Genomic DNA, 17,344 nt, shown 5'->3' on the forward strand with positions numbered 1-17,344 from the left:
CGAAACGCTGATCGGGCGCCACGGCGGCAGCTCGGCGGTCGAGAGCGCCAAGACGGTGGCGCGCGATTCGGGCGTGTCGACCGGCTGGTCGGCGCTCGCGGGTGTCGGCGTGCTCGGCGCGTTCTTCATTCTCAGCTTCTACAGCGTCGTCGCCGGCTGGGTGCTCTATTACGTCGGCGTGTTCGCGGGTGACCTGGTCGGAGCGCTGGGCGGCAATCTCGCCGGCGGCGCCTTCGCCGGGCAGGATCAGGCGGCGATCGAGGCGCTGCTGCCCGCGCTGTTCGCCGACCCGGTGATGCTCGTCTCGCTCCACGCGCTGTTCATGGCAGTGACTCTGTTCTTCGTCGCGCGCGGCGTTTCGAGCGGCATCGAAGTGGTGGCGGTATGGCTGATGCCGACCTTCTTCGCGCTGTTCCTCGGCATCACCGTCTATGGCGCGTTCACCGGCGCGTTCGCGGAGGCCGTGGACTTCCTCTTCGCCTTCAATCCCGAGCGGCTGCTGCACCCCGACGTGATGCTCTCGGCGCTGGGGCAGGCCTTCTTCTCGCTGTCGCTCGGATCGGCGCTGATGATCACCTATGGCGCCTATGCCGGGCGCGACACCAACCTCGCGCAATCCTCGCTGATCATCGGCGGCGCCGACACTGCGGTGGCGATCCTGGCGGGGCTCTGCATCTTTCCGATCGTGTTCGCCGCCGGGCTCGACGCGGCGGCGGGGCCGGCGCTGATGTTCGTCTCGCTGCCGGTCGCGTTCCAGGCGATGCCGTTCGGATCGCTGATCGGCCTGCTGTTCTTCCTGATGGTCGGCTTCGCTGCGCTCACTTCGTCGGTGGCGCTGCTCGAGGCGCCGTCGTCGTGGCTGATGCACCGCTTCCGGGTCTCGCGCGCGCGTGCGGCGATCCTCGTCGCCGGGGCGGCGTTCGTCGCCGGAATTTTCTCGGCGCTGGGCTATAACCTCCTTGCCGATGTGCGCCCGCTCGCCTGGTGGCCGAGCTTCGCCCAGCTCGACATCCTCGATTCGATCGACACGGTGACCGGCAAGATCCTGCTGCCGCTTTCCGGCCTGCTGACCGCGATCTTCATCGGCTGGATCGCCGACCGGCGGCTGATCGACGCCGAAAACGGACTTTCGGGCGGCACGCAGCTGCTGTGGCGCTTTCTGGTGGCATGGCTGTGCCCGATCGTTCTCACGGCAATTCTGGTGCTCGGAATCTTCCCGGGACTGATCGGCTGAACCGTCTCGAAATTGTCACTTGCGGCGGCGTTTTTCGTCGCTAGGCTCCGCGCGTTCTCAGCCTGGCGCCGTGGGTCCTCCACGGCCAGAGTGGAAAGTGATCCTGCATGATCTTCGGGCGCATCAAGCCTCTCGACGCGATCCTTGCGACCGCGGAGAAAAAATCCCTCCATCGTTCGCTCGGCGCGGTTCAGCTGATGCTGTTCGGCGTCGGCTGCATCATCGGCACGGGCATCTTCGTGCTCACCGCCGCGGGCGCGCAAAAGGCCGGGCCCGGCCTGATGCTCGCCTTCGCCATCGCCGGGGCGATCTGCATCGTCGCGGCGCTCTGCTATGCCGAGATCGCGGCGATGATCCCGGTGGCCGGTTCGGCCTATACCTACACCTATTCGGTGATGGGCGAGTTCCTCGCCTGGTCGGTCGGCTGGGCGCTGGTGCTCGAATATGCGGTCGCGGCAAGCGCGGTTTCGGTCGGCTGGTCAGGCTATTTCACCGGGACGATCCTCAACGAATTCATGGGGGTTGAGCTACCAAGCTACCTCGCCGGCGCGCCGCTGGCGCTGGGCGGAATCCCCGGCGGCTTCGTGAACCTGCCCGCGATCGTGATCGCGCTGCTCGTCACCTGGCTGCTGATGATCGGCACGAACGAAAGCGCCCGAGTGAACGCGGTGCTGGTGGCGATCAAGGTCACCGCGCTCACTGCCTTCATCATCCTGACGCTGCCGGCCGAGGAATTCTCGACCGGCCAGTTCAATCCCTTCCTGCCCGCCGGCCTGTTCGGCGGCTTCGGATCAGGTGTCGGCGCGGTCGGCGCGGCGGCGACGATCTTCTTCGCCTATGTCGGTTTCGACGCTGTCTCGACCGCCGCGGAAGAGACGCGCAATCCGCAGAAGAACGTGCCGATCGGACTGATCGGATCGCTGCTGATCTGCACGATCTTCTACATCCTCGTCGCCGCGGGCGCGATCGGCACGATCGGCGGCCAGCCGATCCTGGGCCCGAACGGCATTCCCTTCCCCGCCGGTTCCGAAGAGCTCGCCCGCCAGTGCGCGCTGCCGCAATATGCCGGCTGGCTGGTCTGTTCGGACGAGGCGCTGGCGCATGTGCTGCGTCAGATCGGCTATTCGACGATCGGCAACTTCCTGGGCATCGCCGCCTTCGTCGCGCTGCCGTCGGTGATCCTGGTGCTGCTGTTCGCGCAGACGCGCATCTTCTTCGTCATGTCGCGCGACGGGCTGCTGCCCGAGGGGCTGTCGAAGATCCATCCGAAGTGGAAGACGCCCTATGTCGTCACTGCGATCACCGGCATGGTGGTGGCGTTCGCCGCCGCCTTCCTGCCGGTGGGCAAGCTGGCCGACATCGCCAATGCGGGCACGCTCTATGCCTTCATGATGGTGGCGATCGCAGTGATGTTGCTGCGCCGGAAGGAACCGACCCGGCATCGCCCGTTCCGCACGCCGTTCCTGATGCTGATCGGCCCGGCCACGGTGTTCGGATGCCTGTTCCTGTTCTTCAACCTGCCGATCGAAGCGATGCTGGTGCTGCCGATCTGGGGCGTGATCGGCTTCGTGATCTACTTCGCCTATGGCTATCGGAAGAGCCATCTCGGCCAGGGCATCGTCGAAGTGCATGAATCCGAGATCCAGGACATCGATCCCGCGATTCCCGGCGTGGACGATGCCGATCGCATCTGACGCGGCCGAACCATGGTGACCAAATGAGAAGGGCCGGCAGCGATGCCGGCCCTTTTTCGTGCGCTCAGGCGTGACCGATCCAGCCGCGCCAGGTGAAGGCCGCGTAGAAAAGCTCGGCGTCGATAAAGCCGCCTTCGCGCAGGGCCGCCAGATCGGCTTCGGGTTCAAGCATATTGCCGCTCGCCAGCACCGCGTCGCGCGCGGTGCGCGCCTGTTCGGGATCGGCGCCCGAGGCGACTGCATAGTGCATGTACCGGTCGACCCAGCGCTCCGCCGCGCCATCGGCGCGCGGGAAGCTGCCGTGCGCGGCGACGAACGGCGCACCGGGCCGCAGCCGGGCGTGGATCGCGCGCACAGTCTCGACCCGTGCCTGAAACGGCAGAAAGTGCAGCGTCAGCAGGCAGGTCGCCGCATCGAACGGCCCCGGCGGCGCCGCGTCGATCAGTCCTTCGATCAACTCGACCCGGTCGATCGCGGCGCCGACGGTCCGCATCGCGAGCCGCAGCATCGCTCCCGCCGGGTCAACGCCGACGAAGCGCCACCCGGGATGCGCGTCGGCCAGCGCCTTCAGCTCCAGCCCGCCCCCGGCGCCAAGCACCAGCACCCGCGCGTCGGCGGGCGCCCGCTCCGCCAAAAGGATGCTCGTCATCCGATGCAGCGCGTCGAGCCCCGGCGTGAAGCGACGCGGGCCATCGGCATAGTTTGCGATCGCCGCATCATCCTCGAAATTGCGCAGGAAGATGCGCTGGCTGTCCTCGTTGGCGGCATCGGTCATTCGGCTTCTCCTGGAGAGGCGCCGCCGGAAACGCGCTCCATCCGGCGGTGGAAGTCAGCGCTGAGCGCAGCGAGAGTCACGCGCTCGAACGAAGCGAGCAGCAGCGCCTGCGCATCTTCCAGCGCGGTATCGAGCGCCGCATTGACTGCCCGTTCAACCAGGCAATCGGGGGAGTCGCTGCGGTTGCCGAGCGCGAACAGGGCGGGACGGCCAAGCGCTTCATAGATGTCGCGCAGCGTGACCGCTTCCAGATCGCAGGCGATCGTCCAGCCGCCGCCATGCCCCTTTTCCGAGCGGACATAGCCCTGCTCGCGCAGCCCCGCGAGCACCCGGCGGATCACCACGGGATTGGTCTGCATCGCCCGGGCGAGCACCTCGGAGGGAACCGGGCCGTCATGCTCGGCCATGTGCAGCAGCACGTGGAGCACGCCCGAAAGGCGACTGTCGCGTTTCATGCAACTTCTATTGTTACGATTCGCGCCCGCAGTCAAGCGCAAGCCCTCCACCCGGAGTGGCCGCAGCGGCTTCCCCCGCCCCGCCCCTTCGGCTAGCGTGCCGCTTTGCGCGACGGCCAAAGGGGGGAACAGCGTGGCAGCAGCACAAGCCGATCAGAATGCGACGGTCGGACTGATCGATCACGTCACCAACGTGTCCGACTTCATCTGGGGCGGCACGTGGAACGGCGCCGAGGTGCTGCCGATCCCGCCGATGGTCGTGATCCTGTTCGGCATCGGCATGTACATCATGATCGGGCTGCGCTTCTATCCGATCACGCATCTCGGCACGGCGTTCGCCGGGCTGTTCCGCAAATCCGGCGAGCGCGGCGCGGGCGAGATTTCGCCGTTCGCTGCGCTTTCCACCGCGCTCTCCGGCCAGGTCGGCACCGGCAATCTCGCCGGCGTCGCGACCGCGATCACGCTGGGCGGTCCGGGCGCGATCTTCTGGATGTGGATCACGGCGTTGATCGGCATGGCGCTCGCCTTTGCCGAAGGCGCGCTGGCGATCCGCTTCCGCGAAGTCACGCCCGAGGGCACCTATCGCGGCGGGCCGATGAGCTACATCACCTTCGGCCTGGGCCCGAAGTGGAAGTGGCTGGCGATCCTCTTCTGCATCGGCACGCTCGCCTCGGCACTGGTGACCGGCAACGGCATTCAGGCGAACAGCTTCGCCGATTCGGTGAACGAACTGACCGGCCTGCCCGAATGGATCGGCGGGCTGATCGCCGCGGTCGCGGTGTTCGTCGTCATCATCGGCGGCATCAAGTCGATCGGCGCGGTGGCCGAGAAGGTCGTGCCGGTGATGGCGGTGGCCTATATCATCATGGCGATCGTCGCCCTGATCCTGAACTTCGGATCGCTGCCCGAGACGTTCGGCCGCATCTTCTATGGCGCATTCAATGCACAGGCGGCGAGCGGCGGCTTCCTGGGCGCGGCGGTGATCCTCGCGATCCGCGCCGGCGTGGCGCGCGGCCTCTTCTCGAACGAGGCGGGCCAGGGCTCGACTCCGGTCGCGCACGCGGTGGCGCAGACGACCGATCCGGCGATGCAGGGCCGGTTCGCGATGATGGGCACGTTCATCGACACGATCATCATCTGCACCATGACCGCGCTGGTGCTGCTGACGGTGGAGGGCAGCTTCGTCCACACCGACGCAGTGACCGGAGCGACGACCACGGTGCTCCACGCCTGGCAGTCGGATCTCAACGGATTTGCGATGACCTCGGGTGCGTTCGCGGCGGCTTTCCCCTTCGCGATCGCCGGCATTCCGATCGGCACGCTGATCGCTTCGGTGGCGCTGATCCTGTTCGTGTTCACCACCTTGCTCACCTGGAGCTATTATGGCGAGCGGGCGATCACTTTCCTCTACGACCTGCTTCCGGGCGCGACGCCGCGCGGCGAGCGTGTGCTGCACCTCGTGTGGCGCGTGCTGTGGTGCGTGATGATCTTCATCGGGGCGACGATCCCGCTCGAACTGATCTGGCGGATGGGCGACATCTCGAATGCGGCAATGGCGCTGCCGAACCTTGTCGCGCTGGCGGCGCTTTCGGGCGTGGTGTTCGCGCTGGCACGCGGAGTGCGGAACGCCGGGCGCGATCACGGCCGCGAAACGCCGGCCGAGCTGCTCGACGAGGCGCCCGCCCCCCGCGACTGATCGCCGCGCCCATCCAGCAAAGAAGGGCGGTCAACAAGAAAGGGCCGGGGATCGCTCCCCGGCCCTTTTCCTTTCCCGTCACCCTTGCGGAGGCAGGGGCCTGTCTTTGGTGCCGCAGAGGGTAGCGCTCGTGGAGAGAGCCATGGGTCCCTGCCTGCGCAGGGACGACGGAACTCAGAGCTTCGGCGCAGCCAGCGCCGGCCGGTTTCCTTTCCCGTCGCCCCTGCGGAGGCAAGGGCCTGTCTCTGCTACCGCACAGGGTAGCGCTCGTGGAGAGAGCCATGGGTCCCTGCCTGCGCAGGGACGACGGAACTCAGAGCTTCGGCGCGGCGAGCGGCGGCCGGTTTCCTTTCCCCTCGCCCCTGCGGAGGCAGGGGCCTATCGCTGGCACCGCAGAGGGTAGCGCTCGTGGAGAGAGCCATGGGTCCCTGCCTGCGCAGGGACGACGGAACTCAGAGCTTCGACGCGGCGAGCGCCGGGCCGTTTCCTTTCCCGTCGCCCCTGCGGAGGCAGGGGCCTATCGCTGGCGCCGCAGAGGGTAGCGCGCGTGGAGAGAGCCATGGGTCCCTGCCTGCGCAGGGACGACGGAACTCAGAGCTTCGACGCGGCGAGCGCCTTGAGATCGGCTTCGGGGCGCGCGCCATAATGGCTGATGACTTCGCCCGCGCAGATCGCGCCGAGCCGGAGACACTCCTCCAGCCCCTCGCCCTTCGCATGGCCATGGAGGAAGCCGGCGGCGAACAGGTCGCCTGCGCCGGTCGTGTCCTTGACCTGATCGACCGGCTCGGCCGCGACGCTCGCGCGCTCGTCACCGCGCACCGCGACGGCACCCTTCGGTCCGCGGGTCATCACCACCAGCGGAACGTCCTTCGCCAGCGTCTCGAGCGCCGCATCGGCGTCCGACTGTTCGAGGATGCCCGCCTCTTCCTCGTTGACGAAGAGGATGTCGATCAGCTTCTCGTCGATCAGCGCGCGGAAATCGCCGCGATGCATGTGGACGCAGAAATCGGCGCAGGTCGCCAACGCGACCTTCACCCCTGCTTCGCGCGCCACCGCAATCGCCCGGCGCATCGCCGCGCGCGGCTCGGGCGGATCCCACATATAGCCTTCGAGGAAGAGCACGCCCGCGCTGCGGATCAGATCCTCGTCGATCGCATCCGCGGGCAGATAGTGCGAGGCCCCGAGGAAGGTGTTCATCGTGCGCTCGCCATCGGGCGCGACGAGGATGAGGCAGCGGCCCGTCGGCGGCTCGCCTTCGCGCGCGGGCACGTCGAACTTCACGCCGAGCGACGTGAGATCGTGGCGATAGATCGCACCGAGCTGATCGTCGGCGACCTGGCCGACAAACGCGGTGCGCGAGCCGAGCATGGTCATTCCGGCCAGCGTGTTCGCCGCCGCACCGCCCGAAACCTCCTGCCCCGGACCCATCTTGCCATAAAGCTCGACTGCGCGATCGGCGTCGATCAGCCGCATCGAGCCCGACGGCAGCCCTTCGGCCTCGAGGAATTCGTCGCTCACTCGGGCAATCACGTCGACGATGGCATTGCCGATCGCCACCACGTCATAGGCAGGGCTGGTCACACGGGTCTCCTTGGCGGTTTGCGGCTCCCTAGGGGCGCGCAATCGGGAGTGCAACCAAGCCGCCCTTGCGCTATTTCGACCCGAGCATGTTCCGGAGCTTCTATCTTTCGCTGCGCCAGCTCGACGACGGCCCGGTGGTGCGTGTGTTCCTGAAATCGCTGGCGGTGACGGTGATCGTGCTGATCGCCGCGGGCACCGGGCTCTATTTCGGCATGCACGAAGGGCTGCCCGCATTCGGCCGCTGGCTGCGCGGGCTGGGCGGCGAGGCGGCGGACGCAGGCGCACTCGAAGCCGCGCTCGCCTGGATCGGCCGGCTGCTCCAGGCGACCGGCGAGGACAGCGCGGTCGCCAATGCGCTCACGCTGATCCTGTTCCTGCTCGCTTTCTGGCTGTTGTGGCGCGCGATCGCGATCGCCGTGGTCGGCATCTTCGCCGACGAAGTGGTCCAGGCGGTCGAGGCACGCCACTATCCCGACCAGCTGCGCACCGCCCGCGACATGGGGCTGTGGCGCTCGATCGCGATGGGGCTCGGATCGGCGGGCCGGGCGATCCTGGTGAACATCCTGTTCTCGCCGGTCTATGTGCTGTTCAGCCCCGGCGCGCCGTTCGTCTTCTTCGGGATCAATGCCTGGCTGCTCGGCCGCGATCTGGGCGACATGGTCGCGGCGCGCCATGTGCCGCGCAAGGGCCTGCCGGACTGGCGGGCGCGCACGCGCGTCACCCGGTTCGTACTGGGCGGCCTCGGCACCGGACTGCTGCTGGTGCCGATCCTCAATCTCGCGGCGCCCATCCTCGGCGCCGCCATGGCCACCCATTTGTTTCATCGAGGGAGACGCGCGTGAACAAGGCAATCGCAGCGGCGGCACTGGGGCTCGCACTCACCGGCTGCGCCGCATCCGGCGGCGGCAGCGGCCCGGCGCCGCGCGTGCCGCTGCCTGCACCGGGCACTACGGGCGGAGCCGCCGCGCCGATGATGGGCGCCGACGCCGCGACGCTGCTGCGCCGCTTCGGCGAGCCGCTGATGGACGTTCAGGAAGGAACCGCGCGCAAGCTCCAGTTCGGCAATGCCTCGTGCGTGCTCGACGCCTATCTCTATCAGCGCGGCGGATCGCAGCTGGTGACTCACGTCGAGGCGCGCGATCGCGCCGGGGCGCCGGTCAACGCCGCAAGCTGCGCGGCGACGCTGCGCTAGCGAGCCGCAAGCCACTCGGCGCGCACCGCCGGGTCGTCCTCACCCGCGAGCCGCGCCGCCCGCTCCGCCTGCCAGCGCTGCGGATCGAGCTGGCCCAACGCCCAGACCGCCGTTCCGCGCACCTGCGGCGCCGGATCGTCGAGCAGGTCCATCACCGGCGGCACCAGCGCCGGCGAATCGCTGTTGCCCGCCGCGATCAGGCAGTTGCGCACCATTCGGTCGCGCCCGATCCGCTTGATCGGCGAACCGGAGAAAACCTGGCGGAACTCGGCATCGTCGAGTGCCAGCAGATCGGCGAGCGGCGGCGCCGCCAGCTCCGCGCGCGGCGCGAAGGCGCGATTCGCGGCAGCGGCTTGCGCGAACTTGTTCCACGGGCAGACCGCGAGACAATCGTCGCATCCGTAGATGCGATTGCCGATCGCCTGCCGGAATTCGCCGGGGATCGGCCCGTCATGCTCGATCGTCAGATAGGAGATGCAGCGCCGGGCATCGAGCCGATAGGGCGCGGGAAAGGCATCGGTGGGACACGCCCGCTGGCAGGCGTCGCAGCTGCCGCAGCGGTCGCGGCCGCCCGTATCCGGCACCAGATCGAGCGTCGTGTAGATCGCGCCGAGGAACAGCCAGTTGCCGTGCGACCGGCTGACGAGATTCGTGTGCTTGCCCTGCCAGCCGAGCCCGGCCGCTTCGGCGAGCGGCTTTTCCATCACCGGCGCGGTATCGACGAACACCTTGACGTCGGCATCGGGCGCCTCCGCCACGATCCAGCGTGCAAGATGCTTCAGCGCCTTCTTCACCGTGTCGTGATAGTCGCCACCCTGGGCATAGACCGAGATGCGCCCGGTCTCCCCCGCCTCCGCCAGCGCCAGCGGATCGGCGGCGGGCGCATAGCTCATGCCGAGCGCGATCACCGAGCGCACCTCGGGCCACAGCCCGGCCGGGCTCTCGCGATGGTGCGCGCGGCTTTCCATCCAGAGCATCGTGCCGTGCATGCCTTCGCTCAGCCACTGGCGCAGCCGCACGCCCGCGGCCGGCGCCGCGTCGGCGCGCGCGATCCCGGCGGCGGCAAACCCCAGCTCGGCCGCTTTCTCCCGGATCGCCGATTCGAATGGCTTGTCTTGTCGCACGCGCCCCCGCTACCACGGATGGAGGCAAGGGAGGATGGGTTCTTGAGTACCGAACCGGCCGTGAGCGCCACTGGCCTCGTCAAGCGCTTCGGCGGCCGCACGGTGGTCGACGGAATCGACGTCTTCGTTCCCAAGGGACTGATCTACGGCTTTCTCGGCCCGAACGGGGCGGGCAAGACGACGACGCTGCGCATGCTGCTCGGCATCATCGAGCCCGACGAGGGCGAGCGCATGTTGCTCGGACGCGATCGGCCGCGCGAGGCGAGCGACGAGGTCGGCTATCTGCCCGAGGAACGCGGGCTCTATCCCAGCATGCGCGCCAAGGATGCGATCGCGTTCATGGGCGCGCTGCGCGGGCTGAAATGGTCGACCGGGCGGCGGCGCGCCGAGGAGCTGATGGAACAGGCCGGGCTGGGCCACGCCGCGGACGAGAAGATCCGCAAGCTCTCCAAGGGCATGGCGCAGCTCGTTCAGCTGCTCGGATCGGTGGTGCATCACCCGCCGCTGCTCGTGCTCGACGAGCCGTTTTCGGGGCTCGACCCGGTCAATCAGGAGCGGCTCGAGAAGCTGATCCTCGCCGAGCGCGACCGCGGGGCGACGATCCTGTTCTCGACGCACGTCATGGCGCATGCCGAGCGATTGTGCGACCGGCTGGCGATCATCGCGGGCGGCAAGGTCCGCTTCGAAGGCACGGTGGACGACGCGCGCGCCCAACTGCCGATGCGGGCGCATTATACGCCGCACCGCGAGGACACCGAGATTCGCGCGCTGCTGCCGGCCGATGCCGAGCACAGCGCGGGAAGCTGGCACTTCACCCTGCCCGCGGAAGGCATCGAGCCGCTGCTCGTGAAGCTGATCGATCGCGGCTACGGCATTTCCGGCCTGTCGATCGAACGCCCCGGGCTGCACGACGCCTTCGTCCGCATCGTCGGCGAAAAGGCGCTGGAGGACATGGCATGAACCTCACCCGCCACCTGCGCCAGACGCTGACGGTCGCGCGCCGCGACTTCGTGGCGACGGTGTTCACGCCCACCTTCCTCATCTTCCTGTTCGCGCCGCTCATCATGGCGAGCTTCGGGGCGATCGGCGGCCTGGGCGCGGCGACCATGGCCGATCGCGGCGGCGACAGCGCACGCATCGTCATCATCGCCGATGCCGGCCAGGCACCGGCAATCGCGGCCGCCGACCGGCAGCTGCGCGCGCTCTTCTCGCCGACCGACGAGGACCGGCCGCCACGGCTGCGGATCGACTCGCCTGAGGCCGATCCGGCGCGCCAAGCCCGGCAACTGTTCGAATCGAGCACCGTCGACATCGACGCGGTGCTCTATGGTTCGCTCGAGGCGCCCGAGATCCTCTACGGCCCGCGCGCGAAGCGCACCGCCGAATATCTCGAGCAGCTCGCCGAGCTGACGCTGCGGGCACAGCGAATCGGATCGGCCGACCCGCTGAGCGCCGCCACCAAGACGCCGGTCGAACGCCAGCAAACCTCGATCGCCGGGCAGAGCCAGGTCGCGTTCCTGAGCGTGCTCGCGCTGTTCTTCGTCACGCTCATGCTCTCGGGCCAGGCGGTCGGCACGATGGCCGAGGAGCGATCGAACAAAGTGATCGAAGTGCTCGCCGCCGCGGTGCCGCTGGAAAGCGTGTTCCTCGGCAAGCTGATCGGGATGTTCGGCGTGGCGCTGCTGTTCCTCGCCTTCTGGGGAACGCTGCTGGCGAACCTCACCGCCTTCATCCCGCCCGATTTCGAGCGTGCGCTTTCCGACGTGGGACCGGCGGTGGGCTTTCCGGCCTTTCCGTTGCTCTTCATGGTCTATTTCGCGCTCGCCTACATGCTGCTCGGCGCGGTGTTCCTCAGCATCGGCGCGCAGGCATCGACGCAGCGCGAGCTCCAGATGATGTCGCTGCCGATCACCATCGTTCAGATGGCGATGTTCGGCCTCGCCGCCGCGGGTGCCGCCGCGCCCGACAGCGTGGTCGCGACGATCGCCGAGGTGTTTCCATTCAGTTCGCCCTTCGCGATGATCGGGCGCGCAGCGAATTCACCCGAGCTCTGGCGGCACTGGCTGGCGATCGCCTGGCAGCTGCTGTGGGTGACGCTATGCGTCTCGATCGGCGCCCGCTGGTTCCGGCGCGGCGTGCTGAAATCGGGTCCGGGCAGGCGGCGCAAGCGGCGCAGACGCGAGAGCGCTGTTGACATTAGTGTTAGTTAGCGTTCTCCTGTCGAAAAGACAGGAGAGCGATGATGGCCACGCTTGCGACCGACACCAATGCCACGCCCGGGACCGATCCGCTCGACGTCTCGCGCGGCGAACTCTACCGCGACGACACCTGGCACGAGCCGTTTCGCCGGCTGCGTGAAGAGGCGCCGGTCTATTACTGCAAGGACAGCCTGTTCGGCCCCTATTGGTCGGTGTCGACCTACAAGCCGCTGATGGAAGTCGAATCGCTGCCCGACGTCTATTCGTCCGAACGCGGCGGCATGACGATCGCCGACTGGCAGGAAGGCGATGTGCGGATGCCGATGTTCATCGCGATGGACCGGCCCAAGCACACCGCCCAGCGGCGGACGATCGCACCGGCCTTCACGCCGAGCGAGATGGTGCGGATGACCGAGAACATCCGGACGCGGACGAGCGAGATCCTCGATTCGCTCCCCACCGGCGAGACGTTCGACTGGGTCGATACCGTCTCGATCGAGCTGACGACGCAGATGCTGGCGATCCTGTTTGATTTTCCCTGGGAGGACCGGCGCAAGCTGACCTTCTGGTCCGACTGGGCGGGCGACATCGAGATCGCGACCAATCCCGAGAAGAAGCAGGAACGGCTGATGCACCTCTATGAGTGCGCCGCCTATTTCCGGAACCTCTGGGATTCGAAGATCGACAAGGAGCCCACGCCCGACCTCATCTCGATGATGATCCACTCCGACGCGATGAAGGAGATGGACGACATGGAGTTCCTGGGAAACCTCATCCTGCTGATCGTCGGCGGCAACGACACGACCCGCAACTCGATGACCGCCTATGCCTATGGTCTCGATCAGTTCCCCGAGGAGCGGGCGAAGCTGGAGGCCGATCCCGGCCTGATCCAGAACGCGACGCAGGAACTGATCCGCTGGCAGACGCCGCTGTCGCACATGCGCCGCACGGCGACGCAGGACACCGAGCTGGCCGGCCAGCAGATCCGCGAGGGCGACAAGGTGGTGATGTGGTACGTCTCGGCGAACCGCGACGAGAGCGTCTTCCCCAACGCCGACCGGATCATCGTCGATCGTGAGAATGCACGGCGGCACCTGGCGTTCGGCCACGGCATCCATCGCTGCGTCGGCGCGCGGCTGGCGGAGCTTCAGATCAGCGTGCTGCTCGAGGAAATGGCGAAGCGGCGGCTGCGAGTGAATGTGCAGGGCGAGCCGGTGCGTACGATGGGATGCTTCGTGCGCGGCTATCGCAAGCTTCCGGTCGAGCTCAGCCGCTACTGAGCCGGCGTGCTGCGGCGGGCGGATCGACCGCTCGCCGCCGTACGCTTCACATCGGCGGGGCGCGACCCCACATCGGCTATATGACTGATACTCGAAGGACTTTTCTTGCCATGGCAGGTCTGGGCGGCGTCGCCGCCTGGCTCGGCTGGCCGCGCGACGACGCGCAGGCGCAGAGCCATCGTTTCGACGTGAACCTCAGCGAAGCCGAATGGCGCCGCCGGCTCACGCCGCAGGAATTCCGCATCCTGCGCCAGGGCGGCACCGAGCGCGCCTTCACCAGCCCGCTCAACAACGAGAAGCGCGCCGGCACCTTCCTGTGTGCGGGCTGCGACCTGCCGCTATTCTCCTCCCAGACCAAGTTCGAGAGCGGCACCGGATGGCCGAGCTTCTATCGGCCGCTCGACAATGCCGTCGTCACCGAGCGCGACCGCAGCCTTGGCATGGTGCGGACCGAAGTGCTGTGCCGCCGCTGCGGCGGACATCTGGGGCATGTGTTTGACGACGGACCGCCGCCGACCGGCAAGCGCTATTGCATGAACGGCGCGGCGCTCGACTTCCGCCCGCGCGGCTGAGGTCAGTCCACCAGCGTGCGATCGACCAGCGGCGAGACGCTCGCCATGCGCCGCGAGAGATCGTCGTACCACGGCGCGGGCATCGCCGGCTCGGCCGCGCTTTCCGGATAGATGAAGCCGTTGATCGGGTAGGACGATCCGCCGAGATCGCCGATCGGAGCATACCAGACCCGCACGCGGCTCCAGTCGCCGGCATCCGAGACGTCCACTGCGCGCACGTCGCGCTCGACGCCGCCGCGGCGCGACCAGTTGGCATGGGTCAGCAGCACTTCGCGATCGCTGACGACGGCCGAGACCATGGCGACATGGCCGAGCCGCATCCGCGACGTCGGCGCGAACGACATTACCGCGCCGACCGTGGGCTCGCTGCCGCGCTCGTACCGCCCGGCGGCCTGGTCCCACCAGGTGAGTGCATTGCCATAGATCGCGACGCCGGAGATTTCGCGGGCGAAAGGCGCGCACTGCCAGAAGCGGGCATGGGCCGGCGCCACCGTCATCAGGCTGCATGCGGCCACCAGCGCGAAACGCGCTGCGAATGCACGGATGTTCATCGGATTTTCCCGCCCCTCGAACTTCGTTAAAGCTTGCTAAGCCCAGCATAGAAGCCCGGTACAGAGGGCGGTCCCGGCTTTCCGACGAAGCGTTGCGACGAGGCGACGGGCGGCGGATCCGGCCCGGAATGGCTCGCCAAATCGAGCCGGAACGCTACAGTGCCGGCATGCGACCCACAATTCCTGCACTCGCCCTGCCCCTGCTCCTCGTTCCCGCCGCCTGCGACATCGATCAGATCCAGCCCGGTGACGCCAATGCGATCGTGGCCAACACGTCCGAGCCGCTGCGCCCGGGAACCCAGCCGGTGCGGATCGGCGAGAGCGGGCCGCAGTTTCAGGCATGCGCGACCCGCGGCACGGTGCTCGATCTTGGCGGGGAGACGACGCTGCCGGTGCGCGCCGCTCCGTTCAGCGAGGCCGAAGCAGTGGGCGAAGTCACGCCGGGCACGCAGCTCTTCGTCTGCACGCGTTCGATCGATCAGCGCTGGCTGGGCGTGGTGGTGCCGCCGCCGGGCGAGGACGCGATCGACTGCGGCGTCTCGGCGCCGGTCGAGCGGCCGCAGAGCTATGCGGGGCCCTGCCTTTCCGGCTGGGTGACCAACGGCTTCGTCCGCCTGCGCGCCGGCTGAGGCGCGCATTCGGCCAGCCCGCAGCTTATCCACGACTTTTTCCTTCTCCGGGACTCGGTTCGTCGCAGCATTGTTGCAATGCAGCACCCAATTTCGTTCTATACTGAATGGGGCACGACAGAGGATTAAGCGCTGCGTTAACCAAAACGGCGCATGATCCGACCGAAGGGGTGAGAGAGCGGGTGGAGTAGAAGACGATGGGCGCGAGAATGAAACCGGCCGAAGGTGCGATGACACTGGCCGAGATGAAGGAGTTTGCGGGTTTCAGTGCGGGGACGCAGCGCTATGTGCGGCGTTCGCTCGACATCGGCCTCGAGCGCGAGGACGCCATGGCGCGCTGGTCGCGCGATGTTGTGGAAGCCGCCAGCATCCGCGCACAGGCGCGCATCTACGAGCGGCTGCACGAAGTCCGTGCGCTCGTTCCAGACGACAGCGGGCTCGATCAGGTCGAGCCGTTCATGGCGCCGCTGGTGACGATTTCCGCATTCGATCTGGGCCAGGGACGGCTCACCAGCTTCTCGGCATATCGCTTCCTCTATGAGCGGCTGATCGGCGCGGAAGTGCGGCCGTGGCTGCCAGCGGCATTCTGTTCGGCGGCGGCGCTGCCGCATCTGCATCCCGAGCTGCGCCGCAAGCTGCTCCAGTCGATCAGCGAAGCCGCGGCGACTGCCGCCGGCTGGTCGAACCGGCAGCCGGCCTTCTATCCGCAGTGGGTGGAGAAGATCGAAGCGCGGGCGATGCCGAACTGACCGGACCGGGGCCCGCCGCCAAGCAGCAAGGGGCGGGCCTTGCTCTCCTCGCCGCGGTGCGCCGCGCACGCGTCACCTGCACGCGCGCCAGCCCATGGCGCCGCGCTCCGCCTGATCGAGATGCAGGTGATCGCGGTGCGCCGCGTTATAGTCGGGCGACAGCACCGTAGCGAACAGGTCGCACGCGCCGTCGCGCACTTCGCGCAGGAACGCCGCCTCCGGCCCCTCTCCTTCCCAGTCGCGCAGCACCGAGATGCGCGTGCCGTCCTCCAGCCGGAAACCCGCCACGTCGAGCGCATCGGCGGTGGCATGCTCGCTCCAGTCGCCGGTGCTGCGCCCGTAGAGGCGGCGGCAGCTATAGCTGCCCAGATGCTCGATCGCTTCGACAGGTTCGCCGAAGTGCCGCCGTGCGGCGGGCTGCAACACGTTCCACTCCCACATCGCCAGCGCCGCGGCGACGGGGCAGGAAACGCCTGGCCGGTCGGGAGCGAAGCCGATCGTGCGCGCGCCGCCCGTTCCAAGCCGCACCGCATCCTCATATCGGCACTGGTCCGATCCCGCGGGTTCGAGCGGGACATATTCGACTCCCGCCGCGTCCAGCAGCTGGCGGCAGCGGGCGAAATCGTCGGTAAGCCCGGCGAGCTTGCGCCCGGTGAAGGCGCCTACCGGCTGCCCGAGGTCGAGCTTGGTCCAGGGCAGATCCTGCGGCCGCTTTCGGACGACGGCATAGAGCGCCAGCCCCAGCGCCAGCAGCACGGCAAAGGCGATCGCCGCGCCGAGAAAGCGGCGGAGCGCGCTCACCCGCGTGTCGCTCGATCGATCGCTTCCGAAGTCACCGGATAGCCGCAGTCGTTCGGGATGCAGAGATGGTCGGCATCGTCGCGGCGCTCCACCCAGGGTGTGATCGTGCGGACGGGATGGGCGCGCGCATTGGCCGCAGCCTCGTCGAACGAACCGAACGTCGCCAGCCGCTCGAGGTTGCGCCGAGTGGGAAAGATGATCCGGGCGCGCCCCGCGTCGGCTTCCGCGAGAACCTGCCGCGCGGTCGCCCAGAACACGCGCACCGATTCGGTCGCGTCGGGCGTTGGCTCCGGCCCCTCCGCAGGCGCGCGCGCGAGATAGAAATACGTGTCGAACACCCGCCGGTCGTGATCGGGGCACCAGCGTGCGAACGGCACCAGCGCATGCGGATCGAGCGTCGCGGCGTGATCGCGCAGCAGCTCGCCAAACGTCGCTCCCGCCGCCAGCTCGGCGCGCATGGCCGCGATCCGTTCGGCGGCAACGGACAGGCCAGGCGCAAGCCCGGTCTCCTCGAGCGATTCACGCACTGCGGCGATCCGCGCGGCGAGATCGTCGGCATCGCCGTCCCACTGCGTCGCCAGAACGCGATCGGCGGGATCGACCCGGCCGCCCGGAAAAACCAATGCGCCGCCGGCGAACGACATGGCACGGGCGCGCTCGACCATCAGCAGCTCGGGCGCCGCGCCGCCCGGCGTCTCGCGGATCACCACGACGGTCGCGGCTGGAACGATTTCACTCGGAGAGCCCATGACCGACCTCTAGAGGACACCCGCGGGCGTGCAACATGCATCCCAACGCGCCGACACCCGTTGG

Annotated in this window: 18 protein-coding genes; 11 read left to right on the forward strand and 7 right to left on the reverse strand. The window is 68.1% G+C overall.

Annotation, left to right across the window (positions count from 1 at the left end):
* The first annotated feature begins 55 nt into the window (after positions 1-55).
* Both H7V21_RS06100 and H7V21_RS06105 read left to right on the forward strand, forming a co-directional pair.
* Positions 56-1,234, forward strand: a complete 1,179-nt coding sequence (locus tag H7V21_RS06100) for a sodium-dependent transporter (RefSeq protein ID WP_262504029.1) — start codon at positions 56-58, stop codon at positions 1,232-1,234.
* Positions 1,235-1,341: 107 nt separating this feature from the next.
* A complete protein-coding gene (locus H7V21_RS06105; protein WP_188055955.1) occupies positions 1,342-2,928 on the forward strand; it encodes an amino acid permease in 1,587 nt (528 codons plus the stop codon).
* A 64-nt stretch (positions 2,929-2,992) separates the two neighbouring features.
* Here H7V21_RS06105 and H7V21_RS06110 read toward each other — a convergent pair whose 3' ends face one another.
* Positions 2,993-3,703, reverse strand: a complete 711-nt coding sequence (locus tag H7V21_RS06110; RefSeq protein ID WP_188055956.1) for a class I SAM-dependent methyltransferase — start codon at positions 3,701-3,703, stop codon at positions 2,993-2,995.
* On the reverse strand, positions 3,700-4,158 hold the full coding sequence (locus H7V21_RS06115) for an Rrf2 family transcriptional regulator (protein ID WP_188055957.1): 459 nt from the start codon (positions 4,156-4,158) through the stop codon (positions 3,700-3,702). The genes H7V21_RS06110 and H7V21_RS06115 overlap by 4 nt, the downstream gene beginning before the upstream one ends.
* Positions 4,159-4,291: 133 nt before the next feature.
* On the opposite strand from H7V21_RS06115, the gene H7V21_RS06120 reads away from it, so the two are divergent.
* A complete protein-coding gene (locus H7V21_RS06120; protein ID WP_262504030.1) occupies positions 4,292-5,854 on the forward strand; it encodes an alanine/glycine:cation symporter family protein in 1,563 nt (520 codons plus the stop codon).
* A 591-nt stretch (positions 5,855-6,445) separates the two neighbouring features.
* Here the strand turns inward: H7V21_RS06120 and H7V21_RS06125 are convergent.
* On the reverse strand, positions 6,446-7,435 hold the full coding sequence (locus tag H7V21_RS06125; protein WP_188055959.1) for an adenosine kinase: 990 nt from the start codon (positions 7,433-7,435) through the stop codon (positions 6,446-6,448).
* 86 nt (positions 7,436-7,521) lie between these two features.
* Here H7V21_RS06125 and H7V21_RS06130 point away from each other — a divergent pair, with 86 nt between their 5' ends.
* Both H7V21_RS06130 and H7V21_RS06135 read left to right on the forward strand, forming a co-directional pair.
* Complete coding sequence (locus tag H7V21_RS06130; protein ID WP_188055960.1) at positions 7,522-8,277, forward strand: EI24 domain-containing protein; 756 nt, start codon at positions 7,522-7,524, stop codon at positions 8,275-8,277.
* Positions 8,274-8,627, forward strand: coding sequence for a hypothetical protein (locus tag H7V21_RS06135; RefSeq protein WP_188055961.1), 354 nt, complete (start codon positions 8,274-8,276; stop codon positions 8,625-8,627). The genes H7V21_RS06130 and H7V21_RS06135 overlap by 4 nt, the downstream gene beginning before the upstream one ends.
* Here the strand turns inward: H7V21_RS06135 and queG are convergent.
* Positions 8,624-9,751 (reverse strand): tRNA epoxyqueuosine(34) reductase QueG, encoded by a 1,128-nt coding sequence (gene queG / locus H7V21_RS06140; RefSeq protein ID WP_188055962.1) that lies wholly within the window; start codon positions 9,749-9,751, stop codon positions 8,624-8,626. The two genes, H7V21_RS06135 and queG, sit on opposite strands and share 4 nt — an antisense overlap.
* A gap of 18 nt (positions 9,752-9,769) precedes the next feature.
* Between queG and H7V21_RS06145 the strand changes: the two genes are divergently transcribed.
* The 4 genes from H7V21_RS06145 to msrB all read left to right on the forward strand — a co-directional run bounded on the left by H7V21_RS06145 (position 9,770) and on the right by msrB (position 13,801).
* Complete coding sequence (locus H7V21_RS06145) at positions 9,770-10,711, forward strand: ABC transporter ATP-binding protein (RefSeq protein WP_188055963.1); 942 nt, start codon at positions 9,770-9,772, stop codon at positions 10,709-10,711.
* Positions 10,708-11,961, forward strand: coding sequence for an ABC transporter permease (locus tag H7V21_RS06150; protein ID WP_188055964.1), 1,254 nt, complete (start codon positions 10,708-10,710; stop codon positions 11,959-11,961). The genes H7V21_RS06145 and H7V21_RS06150 overlap by 4 nt, the downstream gene beginning before the upstream one ends.
* 32 nt (positions 11,962-11,993) lie before the next feature.
* Positions 11,994-13,229, forward strand: coding sequence for a cytochrome P450 (locus tag H7V21_RS06155; RefSeq protein ID WP_188056390.1), 1,236 nt, complete (start codon positions 11,994-11,996; stop codon positions 13,227-13,229).
* A gap of 110 nt (positions 13,230-13,339) precedes the next feature.
* Positions 13,340-13,801 (forward strand): peptide-methionine (R)-S-oxide reductase MsrB, encoded by a 462-nt coding sequence (gene msrB / locus H7V21_RS06160; RefSeq protein ID WP_316715502.1) that lies wholly within the window; start codon positions 13,340-13,342, stop codon positions 13,799-13,801.
* A gap of 2 nt (positions 13,802-13,803) precedes the next feature.
* Here msrB and H7V21_RS06165 read toward each other — a convergent pair whose 3' ends face one another.
* The gene (locus H7V21_RS06165) at positions 13,804-14,352 is read right to left on the reverse strand and encodes a CHAP domain-containing protein (protein WP_188055966.1); all 549 of its coding nucleotides are present in this window, start codon (positions 14,350-14,352) and stop codon (positions 13,804-13,806) included.
* A 167-nt stretch (positions 14,353-14,519) separates the two neighbouring features.
* Between H7V21_RS06165 and H7V21_RS06170 the strand changes: the two genes are divergently transcribed.
* On the forward strand, positions 14,520-14,981 hold the full coding sequence (locus H7V21_RS06170; protein WP_188055967.1) for a hypothetical protein: 462 nt from the start codon (positions 14,520-14,522) through the stop codon (positions 14,979-14,981).
* 197 nt (positions 14,982-15,178) lie between these two features.
* A complete protein-coding gene (locus H7V21_RS06175) occupies positions 15,179-15,730 on the forward strand; it encodes a hypothetical protein (protein ID WP_188055968.1) in 552 nt (183 codons plus the stop codon).
* A 72-nt stretch (positions 15,731-15,802) separates the two neighbouring features.
* Here H7V21_RS06175 and H7V21_RS06180 read toward each other — a convergent pair whose 3' ends face one another.
* Positions 15,803-16,531: an extensin family protein gene (locus H7V21_RS06180; protein WP_188055969.1), complete on the reverse strand. Its 729-nt coding sequence runs from the start codon at positions 16,529-16,531 to the stop codon at positions 15,803-15,805.
* Entirely contained in the window at positions 16,528-17,280 is a 753-nt protein-coding gene (locus tag H7V21_RS06185; RefSeq protein WP_188055970.1) for an NUDIX hydrolase, read from the reverse strand. The genes H7V21_RS06180 and H7V21_RS06185 overlap by 4 nt, the downstream gene beginning before the upstream one ends.
* Between the last annotated feature and the right edge of the window lie 64 nt (positions 17,281-17,344).

It is taken from the genome of Sphingosinithalassobacter sp. CS137 (assembly GCF_014334115.1).
GTDB lineage: Bacteria > Pseudomonadota > Alphaproteobacteria > Sphingomonadales > Sphingomonadaceae > Sphingomonas.

Excerpts from the sequence above, each read along its gene's own strand:
- H7V21_RS06105 (WP_188055955.1), top strand. The coding sequence starts at position 1,342 with ATGATCTTCGGGCGCATCAAGCCTCTCGACGCGATCCTTGCGACCGCG.
- H7V21_RS06110 (WP_188055956.1), bottom strand. The coding sequence starts at position 3,703 with ATGACCGATGCCGCCAACGAGGACAGCCAGCGCATCTTCCTGCGCAAT.
- H7V21_RS06115 (WP_188055957.1), bottom strand. The coding sequence starts at position 4,158 with ATGAAACGCGACAGTCGCCTTTCGGGCGTGCTCCACGTGCTGCTGCAC.
- H7V21_RS06130 (WP_188055960.1), top strand. The coding sequence starts at position 7,522 with ATGTTCCGGAGCTTCTATCTTTCGCTGCGCCAGCTCGACGACGGCCCG.
- H7V21_RS06145 (WP_188055963.1), top strand. The coding sequence starts at position 9,770 with ATGGAGGCAAGGGAGGATGGGTTCTTGAGTACCGAACCGGCCGTGAGC.
- H7V21_RS06150 (WP_188055964.1), top strand. The coding sequence starts at position 10,708 with ATGAACCTCACCCGCCACCTGCGCCAGACGCTGACGGTCGCGCGCCGC.
- H7V21_RS06155 (WP_188056390.1), top strand. The coding sequence starts at position 11,994 with ATGGCCACGCTTGCGACCGACACCAATGCCACGCCCGGGACCGATCCG.
- msrB (WP_316715502.1), top strand. The coding sequence starts at position 13,340 with ATGGCAGGTCTGGGCGGCGTCGCCGCCTGGCTCGGCTGGCCGCGCGAC.
- H7V21_RS06165 (WP_188055966.1), bottom strand. The coding sequence starts at position 14,352 with ATGAACATCCGTGCATTCGCAGCGCGTTTCGCGCTGGTGGCCGCATGC.
- H7V21_RS06170 (WP_188055967.1), top strand. The coding sequence starts at position 14,520 with ATGCGACCCACAATTCCTGCACTCGCCCTGCCCCTGCTCCTCGTTCCC.
- H7V21_RS06175 (WP_188055968.1), top strand. The coding sequence starts at position 15,179 with ATGGGCGCGAGAATGAAACCGGCCGAAGGTGCGATGACACTGGCCGAG.
- H7V21_RS06185 (WP_188055970.1), bottom strand. The coding sequence starts at position 17,280 with ATGGGCTCTCCGAGTGAAATCGTTCCAGCCGCGACCGTCGTGGTGATC.